The sequence below is a fragment of the Rhizomicrobium palustre genome (assembly GCF_011761565.1).
Classification (GTDB): Bacteria; Pseudomonadota; Alphaproteobacteria; order Micropepsales; family Micropepsaceae; genus Rhizomicrobium; species Rhizomicrobium palustre.
The window spans coordinates 2,068,570-2,080,870 of the sequence record NZ_JAASRM010000001.1; the positions used below are offsets into that span (position 1 = coordinate 2,068,570).

At 56.8% G+C, this 12,301-nt stretch carries 7 protein-coding genes, 2 tRNA genes and 3 rRNA genes; 7 read left to right on the forward strand and 5 right to left on the reverse strand.

All coding sequences use genetic code 11. The features are described 5' to 3' along the window. Positions 1 to 6 precede the first annotated feature (6 nt). Positions 7 to 2,640: a M1 family metallopeptidase gene (locus FHS83_RS09225; RefSeq protein ID WP_167082689.1), complete on the forward strand. Its 2,634-nt coding sequence runs from the start codon at positions 7 to 9 to the stop codon at positions 2,638 to 2,640. Between the two features lie 191 nt (positions 2,641 to 2,831). On the opposite strand, the gene FHS83_RS09230 is transcribed toward FHS83_RS09225, so the two are convergent. Beyond that, positions 2,832 to 3,068 carry a hypothetical protein gene (locus tag FHS83_RS09230; RefSeq protein ID WP_167082690.1) on the reverse strand — a complete coding sequence of 79 codons (237 nt, stop codon included), beginning with the start codon at positions 3,066 to 3,068 and terminating at the stop codon, positions 2,832 to 2,834. A gap of 359 nt (positions 3,069 to 3,427) precedes the next feature. Here FHS83_RS09230 and FHS83_RS09235 point away from each other — a divergent pair. The 5 genes from FHS83_RS09235 (at position 3,428) to rrf (ending at position 8,538) form a co-directional block, all read left to right on the forward strand. Next, positions 3,428 to 4,911: ribosomal RNA gene (locus FHS83_RS09235) — 16S ribosomal RNA — on the forward strand. 154 nt (positions 4,912 to 5,065) lie between these two features. Beyond that, positions 5,066 to 5,142 (forward strand) — tRNA-Ile (locus tag FHS83_RS09240). An 83-nt stretch (positions 5,143 to 5,225) separates the two neighbouring features. Beyond that, positions 5,226 to 5,301 (forward strand) — tRNA-Ala (locus tag FHS83_RS09245). Positions 5,302 to 5,571: 270 nt separating this feature from the next. After that, positions 5,572 to 8,301, forward strand: a 23S ribosomal RNA gene (locus tag FHS83_RS09250). 122 nt (positions 8,302 to 8,423) lie between these two features. Next, a 5S ribosomal RNA gene (gene rrf, locus FHS83_RS09255) occupies positions 8,424 to 8,538 on the forward strand. The 16S, 23S and 5S rRNA genes sit together here with 2 tRNA genes alongside, the layout of an rRNA operon. Positions 8,539 to 8,662: 124 nt before the next feature. Here the strand turns inward: rrf and FHS83_RS09260 are convergent. Beyond that, the gene (locus FHS83_RS09260) at positions 8,663 to 9,046 is read right to left on the reverse strand and encodes a VOC family protein (RefSeq protein WP_167082691.1); all 384 of its coding nucleotides are present in this window, start codon (positions 9,044 to 9,046) and stop codon (positions 8,663 to 8,665) included. Positions 9,047 to 9,172: 126 nt separating this feature from the next. Further along, positions 9,173 to 9,571, reverse strand: coding sequence for an acyl-CoA thioesterase (locus tag FHS83_RS09265; RefSeq protein WP_167082692.1), 399 nt, complete (start codon positions 9,569 to 9,571; stop codon positions 9,173 to 9,175). Between the two features lie 110 nt (positions 9,572 to 9,681). Between FHS83_RS09265 and FHS83_RS09270 the strand changes: the two genes are divergently transcribed. After that, on the forward strand, positions 9,682 to 10,467 hold the full coding sequence (locus FHS83_RS09270; protein WP_167082693.1) for a dimethylarginine dimethylaminohydrolase family protein: 786 nt from the start codon (positions 9,682 to 9,684) through the stop codon (positions 10,465 to 10,467). On the opposite strand, the gene FHS83_RS09275 is transcribed toward FHS83_RS09270, so the two are convergent. Next, the gene (locus tag FHS83_RS09275) at positions 10,464 to 10,895 is read right to left on the reverse strand and encodes a bacteriohemerythrin (RefSeq protein ID WP_167082694.1); all 432 of its coding nucleotides are present in this window, start codon (positions 10,893 to 10,895) and stop codon (positions 10,464 to 10,466) included. The two genes, FHS83_RS09270 and FHS83_RS09275, sit on opposite strands and share 4 nt — an antisense overlap. Positions 10,896 to 11,003: 108 nt before the next feature. Further along, on the reverse strand, positions 11,004 to 12,281 hold the full coding sequence (locus tag FHS83_RS09280; protein WP_167082695.1) for a Xaa-Pro dipeptidase: 1,278 nt from the start codon (positions 12,279 to 12,281) through the stop codon (positions 11,004 to 11,006). Between the last annotated feature and the right edge of the window lie 20 nt (positions 12,282 to 12,301).

The following is a 12,301-nucleotide window of genomic DNA, read 5'->3' on the forward strand; positions in this document are numbered from 1 at the left end:
GAACAAATGATGGTAAGGTGCGTGGCGGCGCTGATCGGCGCCGTTTTGGCTATTCTGCCGGCTTCCGCCGAGGTGCCTAAGGAGCGGATCGTTCTGCCAAGGGCCGTCGTGCCGCTCCATTATGACCTTGCCATCGTTCCCAATGCCGAAAAGAAGACTTTTACGGCCACGGTCTCAATCCGGCTGAAGGTGGAGACGGCGACGAGCGATATCGTGCTCAACGCGGCCGATCTCGATCTCAAATCCGTGCATCTTTCCGGCCGTAAGGCTGCGCCAGAGATCTCCTTCGACAAGGCGCAGGAAACGGCGAGCTTCCATTTCGCAAAACCGGTCAGCCCTGGCGAGTACACGCTCTCCATTGCTTATAGCGGCAGCATCAATGATTCCCCCGCAGGGTTGTTCGTGCTCGACTACGATACCAAAGCCGGCAAGAAGCGCGCGCTCTTCACTCAATTCGAGAATTCCGACGCCCGCCGTTTTGTCCCCTCCTGGGATGAGCCCGGCGTAAAGGCGAGCTTCACGCTCACTGCGACGCTGCCGCAAGCCGAGCTGGCGGTATCCAATATGCCAATCGCTTCTGAGGCAAAGCTGCCGGGCGGGCTCAAGAAGGTGACCTTCGCGCCCTCACCTAAAATGTCGTCCTATCTGCTCTTCTATGGTCAGGGAGACTTCGAGCGCGTGTCGCGCCAGGTCGGCGATGTCGATGTCGGCGTGATCGTGAAACGCGGCGATAAGGAGCGAGCCTCCTATGCGCTCGACGCGGCCAGCGAGATCTTGCCCTATTACAACGCCTATTTCGGTACGCCCTATCCGTTGCCCAAGCTCGACATGATTGCAGGACCGGGCCAGAGCCAGTTTTTTGGTGCGATGGAAAACTGGGGTGCGATTTTCTATTTCGAGCGGGCACTGCTCATCGATCCCAAGATCTCCGACGAAGCGAGTCGGCGCAGCGTCTTTTCGGTGATCGCGCATGAAGTGGCGCATCAGTGGTTTGGCGATCTTGTCACCATGGCGTGGTGGGATGATCTTTGGCTGAACGAAGGCTTTGCTTCCTGGATGCAGAACAAAGCGGCTGAGGCGCTGCATCCGGATTGGAAGCCCTGGATGGCGACCGTCGCCCGCAAAGATGGCGTGCTCAGCAGCGATGCCCGTGTCGGCACGCACCCCATCATTCAGCCCATTCATGACGTGCAGCAGGCGAGCCAGGCCTTTGACGACATCACCTATTCCAAAGGCGCCGCGGTGATTCGGATGCTCGAGAACTATCTCGGTGAGGAGAGTTTTCGCGCCGGGGTGCGCAGCTATATGAAGCGCTACGCCTATTCCAACACTGTCACCGATGATCTTTGGGGCGAGCTGCAAAAAGCATCCGGCCAGCCGGTCGCCGAATTCGCGCATGATTTCACGCTGCAAGCCGGCGTGCCGTTGATTCGCGTCTCGCGGACTGCAACCGGGCTCAGCCTCACGCAATCGCGCTTTGCTGTCGACGAGAGCGGAGCGGTTAAGCAGAACTGGCATGTGCCAGTGATCGTGGCTGGCTTTGATGGCAGGCCCATTTGGCGCGGGCTTGTCGGCAGCGCGCCGGTGAGCGTAGCGGTGCCAGCTGGCAGTATGGCTGTCGTCAATGCGGGCCAGGCGGGCTATTACCGCACGCTCTATGATCCTGAAATGTTTGCCGCGCTCGCATCCAAATTCGGTGCGCTTTCCTCCTATGATCAACTCGGCCTTTTGAACGATAGCGGCGCGCTCAGCAGAGCGGGGCTGGAGCCCGTGGCCGATCTGCTGGCGCTTCTTTCCAACGCGAGCACGCAGATGGATCCGGTCGTGCAGCAGGCGATTTCGGACCATATCTCGAGCCTGGTTTGGTTGTTCAAGGATCTTCCGGGAGAGGCGCGGGCCAAGGCCTTTGGCGGTGCGGTTTTATCGCCGCTTTTTGCCAAGGTGGGATGGGATGCAAAGCCGGGCGAAGATCGCAACACCGCGCTTTTGCGCAACCAGTTGATCGAAGCGCTTGGGGCCTCTGTGGGCGATCCCGCGACGCTGGCAGAAACGCGCAAGCGCTTTGCGGCTTTTCTCAAGGATAAGAACAGCCTTTCCCCCGCTATTCGCTCCACGCTGCTGAGCGTGGTTGCGCATACGGCGGATGCGGTAACCTGGGAAGATCTGCATCATCTCGCCCGCACCGCCGAAAGCTCTCTGGAAAAGCAGGAGTATTACCCGCTGCTCGCCTGGGCCGAAGACAAGGCTGTAGCGCAGAAAGCGCTGGATTTGGCGATGTCGGATGAGCCACCTGCCACCATGAAGCCCAGCATGATCGCGATGGTGGCAAAGAATCATCCTCAAATGGCGTTTGATTTCGCCGTCGCGCATAAGGCTGAGCTTGACGCACTGATCGAGCCGGCAAGCCGCAATCAGTTCTATGTGCGTCTGTTCGCGAGCGCACGTGACACGGCCATCCAGCCCAAGCTTGATGCGTTTGCAGAAGCCAATATTCCGCAAAGCGCCAGGGCGATTGTGGTGCGAATCAAAGGCGGCATCGCTGTCGCGGCGAAGCGGCGGGCAGAAGCTGCGCCAAAGATCGACGCTTGGCTGATCACCCGCTGCAAAGGTGAAGGGGCCGAGACGGTTTGCACCAAGTAAGCCGGAGTTGCCTGGAAGACGTGAAAACCCCGCCGGAGTGATCCTGCGGGGTTTATCTTTGAGAAGAGCTCCATCGCTTTCATGAAATCGACGAGGTGGGGTGCAGTGAGCTCGAATCCTTTGCTGGGTAGGATTTCGATTCATGTCGCGACGATGATTCCGCGACCGCAGAAAATATTTTTCCGATTTTCTTATCGCTGGGCGCGATCAGCAGGAGGCATGACTCCTTTTTGCGCGTGTTGCGCACCCCGCTCTCGCCAATTTCGCAGAATCTTTTTCTGGTCGATACGCTTTTGGGTGCCGTTATTTTCTCCTCGCGCAAACAAATCGCCTGATCGGTGTGCGGCTGCAGTTTCCGAAAAGCCTATAAAACCTACGTTTTTCGCAGCTGCGACAGGGGTGCGGCATGGCAAAGCAACTTTTTTCATTTTTGCGTTTGACTCCTCGGCGAGGCCCCCGTATACACCCGCCCTCGCCGACGCGCTGAGCGCCACGAAAAACCGGCGAAACGATTGAAACAAAAGAGTTTTTTGGTTCTTTCGCGTTGTTTGACATAGTGATGAAGGAAGGGGAACGTGGGCGGCGTTAAGCTGGCTGCGTGGTTCGGGAGAGATCCTGGATCGCAAAGTATCAAGCGAAGACGTTTTGATTGCTTACGTTCCTTTTTGCATAACACTTAGATGTTCGATTGGCTGTTTCCTGTGACGGGGAGCAGTTAGTCAAACCTCGTCAAATGTGTAATGCGAACACGTGAACGAGAGCGATCAGCGTCGTTTGCTTAGGATCATAACTTGAGAGTTTGATCCTGGCTCAGAACGAACGCTGGCGGCAGGCCTCAAACATGCAAGTCGAGGGGGTGTAGCAATACATCACCGGCGGACGGGTGCGTAACACGTGGGAATGTACCTAGTGGTTCGGAACAACGCTTGGAAACGAGTGCTAATACCGGATGAGCCCGAAAGGGGAAAGATTTATCGCCACTAGATCAGCCCGCGTAGGATTAGCTAGTTGGTAGGGTAACGGCCTACCAAGGCGACGATCCTTAGCTGTTCTGAGAGGAAGATCAGCCACACTGGGACTGAGACACGGCCCAGACTCCTACGGGAGGCAGCAGTTGGGAATCTTGGACAATGGGCGAAAGCCTGATCCAGCCATGCCGCGTGAGTGATGAAGGCCTTAGGGTTGTAAAGCTCTTTTGCCCGGGAAGATAATGACTGTACCGGGAGAATAAGCTCCGGCTAACTTCGTGCCAGCAGCCGCGGTAATACGAAGGGGGCTAGCGTTGTTCGGAATTACTGGGCGTAAAGCGTGCGCAGGCGGCTTTTCAAGTCAGGGGTGAAAGCCCAGAGCTCAACTCTGGAAATGCCTTTGAAACTGTTAAGCTTGAGTGCGGGAGAGGTGAGTGGAATTCCCAGTGTAGAGGTGAAATTCGTAGATATTGGGAAGAACACCGGTGGCGAAGGCGGCTCACTGGCCCGTTTCTGACGCTCATGCACGATAGCGTGGGGATCAAACAGGATTAGATACCCTGGTAGTCCACGCCGTAAACTATGGACGCTAGCCGTTGGGTAGCTTGCTATTCAGTGGCGCAGCTAACGCCTTAAGCGTCCCGCCTGGGGAGTACGGCCGCAAGGTTGAAACTCAAAGGAATTGACGGGGGCCCGCACAAGCGGTGGAGCATGTGGTTTAATTCGACGCAACGCGCAGAACCTTACCAGGGTTTGACATCCCAAGACCGCTCTTGAAAGAGAGTTTCCCCGCAAGGGGCTTGGAGACAGGTGCTGCATGGCTGTCGTCAGCTCGTGTCGTGAGATGTTGGGTTAAGTCCCGCAACGAGCGCAACCCTCGCCTTTAGTTGCCATCATTAAGTTGGGCACTCTAGAGGGACCGCCGGCGGCAAGCCGGAGGAAGGTGGGGATGACGTCAAGTCCTCATGGCCCTTACACCCTGGGCTACACACGTGCTACAATGGCGGTGACAGTGGGCAGCTACTTCGTAAGAAGATGCTAATCTCTAAAAACCGTCCCAGTTCAGATTGTACTCTGCAACTCGAGTACATGAAGGTGGAATCGCTAGTAATCGCTGAACAGCAGGCAGCGGTGAATACGTTCCCGGGCCTTGTACACACCGCCCGTCACGGCATGGGAGTTGGTTTTACCCGAAGACGGTGCGCTAACCGCAAGGAGGCAGCCGGCCACGGTAGGATCAGCGACTGGGCCGAAGTCGTAACAAGGTAGCCGTAGGGGAACCTGCGGCTGGATCACCTCCTTTCTATGGATGATCTTGCGATCAACTGCACTCATGCAGTTTCCAAGATCTCATAAGACAATGGCTGGCTTGACGCCGCCTTCGTTTCCCTTCCTTCCGTTGAGACCGACGCCCCGTATGGGGGTATCGGTTTGCTGCGTGATTGAGACACCTCTATGGGCTCGTAGCTCAGGTGGTTAGAGCGCACGCCTGATAAGCGTGAGGTCGAACGTTCAACTCGTTCCGGGCCCACCACGCCTAGCTTTTGTTGGCGAGCGCGAGCGAGCTTAGAAAAGCTGGCGCTAATTACTTGCTTGATCCGAGCCAAAGATCCTTTCGGGGCCGTAGCTCAGTTGGGAGAGCGGTAGCTTTGCAAGCTTCAGGTCGTCGGTTCGATCCCGATCGGCTCCACCAAGGTTTTGGTTGGCAGATGATTGGTCCAGCAGCACTCAACGGATATGTAAGGACAAAAGCTTCGTCCTGGTTTCCTCCAAGATCCAGAGACGATGAACTACCCATGACATTGTGAAAGCGAGATCTTCCGATTGCACGATCGGTTGATCCATACGACACCAAAAAACTGATCGTAAGAAATCCGTGAACGGATGGATTGCGGGGCACGGGAGACGATTCCGTGATCTGGCTTTCTTTCTGGGCATGGAACGAATTGCTGAGCGATCAAGCGTTTAAGTAAGGGCGTTTGGGGGATGCCTTGGCACACACAGGCGATGAAGGACGTAGCACGCTGCGATAAGCTGCGGTGAGAGGCGAGCACTCTTTGACCCGTAGATCTCCGAATGGGGAAACCCAATCCGCAAGGATTATCTTTGACTGAATACATAGGTCAAAGAAGCGAACGCGGGGAACTGAAACATCTCAGTACCCGTAGGAAAGGACATCAACAGAGACTCCGTTAGTAGTGGCGAGCGAACGCGGACCAGGCCAGTGGTCTTCAATTAAGAACCGGAACGATCTGGAAAGATCGGCCATAGCGGGTGATAGCCCCGTACGGGTAGAAATTTTGAAGATCCTTGAGTAGGGCGGGACACGTGAAATCCTGCCTGAAGATGGGGCGACCACGCTCCAAGCCTAAGTACTCGTGTGTGACCGATAGCGAACTAGTACCGTGAGGGAAAGGTGAAAAGCACCCCGGCGAGGGGAGTGAAAGAGACCTGAAACCGAACGCCTACAAACAGAGGGAGCCGCAAGGTGACCTCGTACCTTTTGTATAATGGGTCAGCGAGTTAGTTTGTCTAGCAAGCCTAAGCCGACAGGTGGAGGCGTAGCGAAAGCGAGTCTGAATAGGGCGACTGAGTTAGACGGATTAGACCCGAAAGCAAGTGATCTAGCCATGACCAGGTTGAAGGTGCGGTAACACGCACTGGAGGACCGAACTCACGCCTGTTGAAAAAGTCGGGGATGAGTTGTGGCTAGGGGTGAAAGGCCAATCAAACTTGCAGATAGCTGGTTCTCTGCGAAAGCTATTTAGGTAGCGCCTCGTGTATCACCTTTGGGGGTAGAGCACTGGATGGGCTAGGGGGCTTCACCGCTTACCAAACCTAACCAAACTCCGAATACCAAAGAGTGCTGAGCACGGGAGACACACGGCGGGTGCTAACGTCCGTCGTGAAGAGGGAAAAAACCCTGACCTACAGCTAAGGCCCCTAATTCGTGGCTAAGTGTGAAAGGATGTGAGAATCCCAAAACAACCAGGATGTTGGCTTAGAAGCAGCCATCATTTAAAGAAAGCGTAACAGCTCACTGGTCTAAATAAGGGTTTTTGCGCCGAAAATGTAACGGGGCTCAAGCCACGAGCCGAAGCTTAGGATACACGCAAGTGTATGGTAGCAGAGTGTTCTGTATGCCTGCGAAGAGGAAGGGCGACCGACCTTGGAGGTATCAGAAGTAAGAATGCTGACATGAGTAGCGATAAAGAGGGTGAGAGACCCTCTCGCCGTAAGTCCAAGGGTTCCTGCGTCAAGTTAATCTGCGCAGGGTTAGCCGGCCCCTAAGGCAAGGCCGAAAGGCGTAGTCGATGGGAATCAGGTGAACATTCCTGAGCCAGCTGGAAGTGACGGATGACGTAAGTTGTATGACCTTACTGGATTGGTCATGCCGCGAAGTTGTCCCAGGAAATAGCTCCAGCGTAGCCCGTACCCTAAACCGACACAGGTGGACTGGCAGAGTATGCTAAGGCGCTTGAGAGAACGGTGTTGAAGGAACTAGGCAAATTGCCCTCGTAACTTCGGAAGAAGAGGGCCCGGTCTCGACGCAAGTCTTGGCCGGGGGCACATAGCAGGGGGTGGCGACTGTTTACTAAAAACACAGGGCGCTGCGAAATCCAAAGATGACGTATAGCGTCTGACGCCTGCCCGGTGCCGGAAGGTTAAGAGGAGATGTGAAAGCGTCGAATCGAAGCCCCGGTAAACGGCGGCCGTAACTATAACGGTCCTAAGGTAGCGAAATTCCTTGTCGGGTAAGTTCCGACCTGCACGAAAGGCGTAACGACTTCCCCACTGTCTCCAACACCGGCTCAGCGAAATTGAATTCCCCGTGAAGATGCGGGGTTCCCGCGGTCAGACGGAAAGACCCCGTGCACCTTTACTGCAACTTTGCACTGGCATTAGGACTGTGATGCGTAGGATAGGTGGTAGGCTTTGAAGTCTGGGCTCTGGCCTGGATGGAGCCGTCCTTGAAATACCACCCTTTGCGATCCTGATGTCTAACTGCGGCCTCGAAACGAGGTTCAGGACCATGCATGGTGGGCAGTTTGACTGGGGCGGTCGCCTCCCAAAGAGTAACGGAGGCGCGCGATGGTAGGCTCAAACCGGTCGGAAATCGGTTGTTGAGTGCAATGGCACAAGCCTGCCTGACTGCAAGGCCGACGGGCCAAGCAGAGACGAAAGTCGGTCATAGTGATCCGGTGATCCCGAGTGGAAGGGTCATCGCTCAACGGATAAAAGGTACGCCGGGGATAACAGGCTGATCGCACCCAAGCGTCCATAGCGACGGTGCGGTTTGGCACCTCGATGTCGGCTCATCACATCCTGGGGCTGTAGCCGGTCCCAAGGGTATGGCTGTTCGCCATTTAAAGTGGTACGTGAGCTGGGTTTAGAACGTCGTGAGACAGTTCGGTCCCTATCTGCCGTGGGTGTTGGAAACTTGAGAGAACTTGTTCCTAGTACGAGAGGACCGGAACGAACGCACCTCTGGTGGACCGGTTGTGGCGCCAGCTGCATTGCCGGGTAGCTAAGTGCGGACGAGATAACCGCTGAAAGCATCTAAGCGGGAAACTCATCTCAAAACCAGGTTTCCCTTGAGAGCCGTGGAAGACTACCACGTCGATAGGCCAGGTGTGTAAGCGCAGCAATGCGTTGAGCTTACTGGTCCTAATCGCTCGATTGGCTTGAACGCCAGCACCTCGTTCCATGTCTGGAAAGAAACCCAGACATCATCCCTATCGCCCTCATAGGCGGCCCTAACCGGGCAAGGATGAATACAAGTCTTTCGGTGTCGTATGCTCTGTCTTTTGCCGGACCGGTGATACTAGCGGGGGAATTCCACCCGATCCCATTCCGAACTCGGCCGTTAAAGCCCCCAGCGCCAATGGTACTGCGTCTCAAGACGCGGGAGAGTAGGTCGTTGCCGGTCCTGCTAAAGACAGAGGTTGCGCGTTCGCGAGAGCGAGAGCGCATCGAATATGTCGCTTCACAAGTCATGCTCAAAACCCCGTCGGTGAAAACCGCCGGGGTTTTTTGTTGGCTAAATCAATTAATCAGTAGACGGAGGAATGGCGGCGGCGATGCGGCTGCCATAAGCCAATCATCGCGCCGGTAGGATCGATGATCAGCGAAAACGCGCCCTTATCTTCGATCAACACATTGGCCTGAACGATTTTGGCGCCCAGCTCGCGCGCTTTTTCGGTCGCCGCCGCCAGATCGGGAACTTCCGCATAAGGCAGCCACTGCGACGGGGCGCCCGGAACCGGATGTTGCATCATGCCGCCGCCGGTGCCTTCCCCGACGCCGATCAGCGTGTAGCGGCCATGTGCCCCCATATCCAGATCGGTGAGCTCCCAACGAAACAGCGTTCCGTAAAACGCTTTCGCTTTGGCAAGATCGGTGGTGTTGAGTTCTACGTGTACAAAGGGATTGGCCATATGCAGTCCTCCTCGGGATGAGCGCGGCTATGACCCGCGCGCCCCAAACTCAACCCGTAAGGATGCCCCCAGCCATGGTCCCGGCGTCATAGCCGTCCCGGCATTCCTGCACTTGTACTGAGAAATTCAGCGGTCGACCGGCTGCGGCCGGCCGTTGTCGTCGATGGCAACGTAGATGAACTTGGCCTCGGTCACCCGCTCACGCACCTGGCTGAGGAAGCGTCGTGCCCAGCATTCGATATGAATAGTCATTGAACTGCGGCCAATCTTCTCGATTTCGGTGTAGACGCAGAGCGTGTCACCGACTTTCACCGGGCGGTGGAAGACCATGGCATCCACCTTCACGGTGGTGATCCGGCATTGGGCGCGCTCCGACGCCGTGATGCCGCCGGCGATATCCATCTGGGACAGCACCCAGCCGCCGAAAATATCGCCATTGGCATTGGTGTCCGCTGGCATCGCTTTCACACGTACCGTCAGTTCGCCACGCGCGCCGCTCATTTCGGGGCATTTCTCGTCGCTCATGTACTGTCCTTGTTGTCTACGCCGCCAACTTACCCGCCGGACGCGCTCCTCGCCATAGGGCGCTTTTGTTTTACGCGCCGCGGCGCCAGAATGGAGCTTGAGAGGATCTCATGCGCGTTTTCGATTTTACCCATGCCATCGTGCGCGAACCTGGCCCTTCTGTCGTGAAGGGGCTGCGCAGCGTCGCTGTGCCAGACCCCGCTTATGAAGATGTGCTGGCGGAGCATCGCGCCTATGTGGCGGCGCTCGCGGAGGCGGGGCTGGTGGTCGATATCCAGCCGCCGCTCGAGGATTTTCCGGATTCCGTCTTCATGGAAGATCCCGCGCTGGTCTTCAGCGAGGGCGCTATTCTTCTCAGCCCCGGAGCGCCGTCCCGGCTGGGAGAACGCGATCATATGCGCAACGCACTTGCGGCTCATTTTGAGACACTGCATGAGCTGGCGCGGGATGAATACGCCGATGGCGGTGATGTGCTGGTGACGCCCAAAGCCGTGTTCATCGGCCTTTCCGCCCGCACCACCCGTCCTGGGGCGGAGGCCTTGAGTCGCGCGCTTGCCAGCCTTGGAAAGAGCGTGCGCATTGTCGAACCGCCGCCCGGCGTGCTGCATTTCAAGACGGCCTGCGCGCTTCTTTCAGAAGATACCATTCTGGCAACGCCTACCTTGGCAGCCAGTGGACTCTTCGAGGGCTTTCGCGTGGTAACGACCCCGGAAGGCGAGGAGCCCGCCGCCAATCTTATCCGCATCAATGATCTGGTGCTGGTGTCGGGCGCCTATTTGCGCACTGCCGAACGCCTCACAGAGCTTGGCCTTTCTGTTCGGCTGATGGATGTGCGCGAGATCGCTAAGCTTGATGCGGGGCTTTCCTGCCTCTCATTGCGCTGGGCCAAACGCTAAAGTTCTGGACGGCGCGCATAAAGATGCGCGTGCTCCTTGAGATGGCGCGCATATTTGGCATCCTCGACCAGGATGTGAACGTGATACCAGCGGCGCAGGAATTGCGCGAGTTCCTCCGCAACACTGGGGCAATTCTCCAATTGCACGCGATCGCGAAAGGCAAAAACCGCCGCCTTTAGCGCGTCGTGAAAGCCCTTGTGCTCCTCCGCTTCAGGGTAATCGCACTGCGCGAAATACATTTCCTCATGGCGGAAATGCAGGGCGGTATATTCGACCAGCCGCGCGCAGATGAATTCGAGCTCGGTCTTTTCGCAGCCCGCCTCTTGCGCGGCATTGAGATCATTGATGATCGCGACCAGCTTTTTGTGTTCCTCGTCGAAGATATCGACGCCGGTGTAATAGCTGTTATCCCATTCCATAAAAGCCATAGGCAGGGCTATCCGCGCGAGATTCGCGGAGAAATTGCCATTACAACTATAAGTGTAGAAGGTGGCAAATGCGCCGGACACCGCCGTTCACTTTAGGGGGCCACTGCCTTACGGGGCATTTTTCACCACCGCGCCGCCCTTCATCACGAAGCCGACCTTTTCCAGAACGCGCACATTTTCCAAGGGATTGCCGTCGACCGCGATGACATCGGCGAAATGGCCGGGCGCGATCTCACCCACCTTGTCTTTCCAGCCCATCAGATCGGCGGCGTTAAGGGTCGCGGCGCGCAGCGCGTCGATCGGCTTCATGCCCCATTCCACCATCTTGGCAAATTGCTTGGCATTGTCACCGTGGGGATAGACCGCGGCATCGGTGCCAAAGGCCATCGGTGCGCCGCCCTCAAAGGCCTTTTTGAAATTCTCGCGCTGCAAGCGGCCGATCTTTTTTTCCTTTTCGATGGATTCAGGCAGCATGCCGCTCTTGAGCCCTTCGGAGAGGATGTAGTCGTCGTTATAGATATCGAACACCAGATATGTGCCATGCGCCTTGGCAAGCTTGATGCCTTCCGCATCGATCAGGCTTGCATGCTCGACCGAATCCACACCCGCCAGGATCGCGTCCTTGATGGCGAGTGTGCCATGGGCATGGGCGGCAACCTTGCGGCCAAGCTTATGGGCCTCCGTGACAATGGCCTGCATTTCTTCCAGGCTGAGCTGTTCGGCCCCCGGCGCATCGCCTTTGGAAAGCACCCCGCCCGAGGCGCTGATCTTGATCAGGTCGGCGCCGTATTTCACGATCTCGCGCACTTTGGTGCGCAGCGCCCAGGGCCCGTCCGCCACGCCTTCATCGCTGCGATGATATTCATAAGGCAGAAGATTGTTGTCACCGTGTCCGCCGGTGATGGACACCATCGGGCCGGAAACAAGCAGGCGCGGTCCTTCCACATCGCCCGCATTAATCCCATCACGCAGCGCGACATCGCTGAAGCCTGTAGCGCCCACATTGCGCGCGCTGGTGAAGCCTGCTTCCAGGGTGATGCGGGCATTCTTCACGCCCTTGATGGTTTCTGCCGGAACCGAAACGCCGAGCGCCTGAAATCCATGATCTGTAGCATCTCCGGTCAGATGCACATGCGCATCGATGAGGCCAGGCAGACAGGCCTTGCCGGGAATGGAGATGGCGTCGGGCGGAACGGTCGTGCTTGGGCCAACGCTGGTGATCACGCCCGCCGTGTCGAACTGGATCACCTGATTGGTCAGAATTTTTCCTGACCGCACATCAATCAGTCTGTCGCATTTTAAGGCACCGGCTGCCGCCGATCCCGTCATCACGCAAGCAGCCAGGATGAATGTCGAAATTCCTGAAGTCATTCGCGAAATCGACATCTTGCATCCCCCGGTGTGAA

Bases quoted from the DNA above. Each gene is read 5' to 3' on its own strand.
- FHS83_RS09260 (WP_167082691.1), bottom strand. From the start codon at position 9,046: ATGGCCAATCCCTTTGTACACGTAGAACTCAACACCACCGATCTTGCC.
- FHS83_RS09225 (WP_167082689.1), top strand. From the start codon at position 7: ATGATGGTAAGGTGCGTGGCGGCGCTGATCGGCGCCGTTTTGGCTATT.
- FHS83_RS09265 (WP_167082692.1), bottom strand. From the start codon at position 9,571: ATGAGCGACGAGAAATGCCCCGAAATGAGCGGCGCGCGTGGCGAACTG.
- FHS83_RS09280 (WP_167082695.1), bottom strand. From the start codon at position 12,281: ATGTCGATTTCGCGAATGACTTCAGGAATTTCGACATTCATCCTGGCT.
- FHS83_RS09270 (WP_167082693.1), top strand. From the start codon at position 9,682: ATGCGCGTTTTCGATTTTACCCATGCCATCGTGCGCGAACCTGGCCCT.
- FHS83_RS09275 (WP_167082694.1), bottom strand. From the start codon at position 10,895: ATGGCTTTTATGGAATGGGATAACAGCTATTACACCGGCGTCGATATC.
- FHS83_RS09230 (WP_167082690.1), bottom strand. From the start codon at position 3,068: ATGAAAAAAGTTGCTTTGCCATGCCGCACCCCTGTCGCAGCTGCGAAA.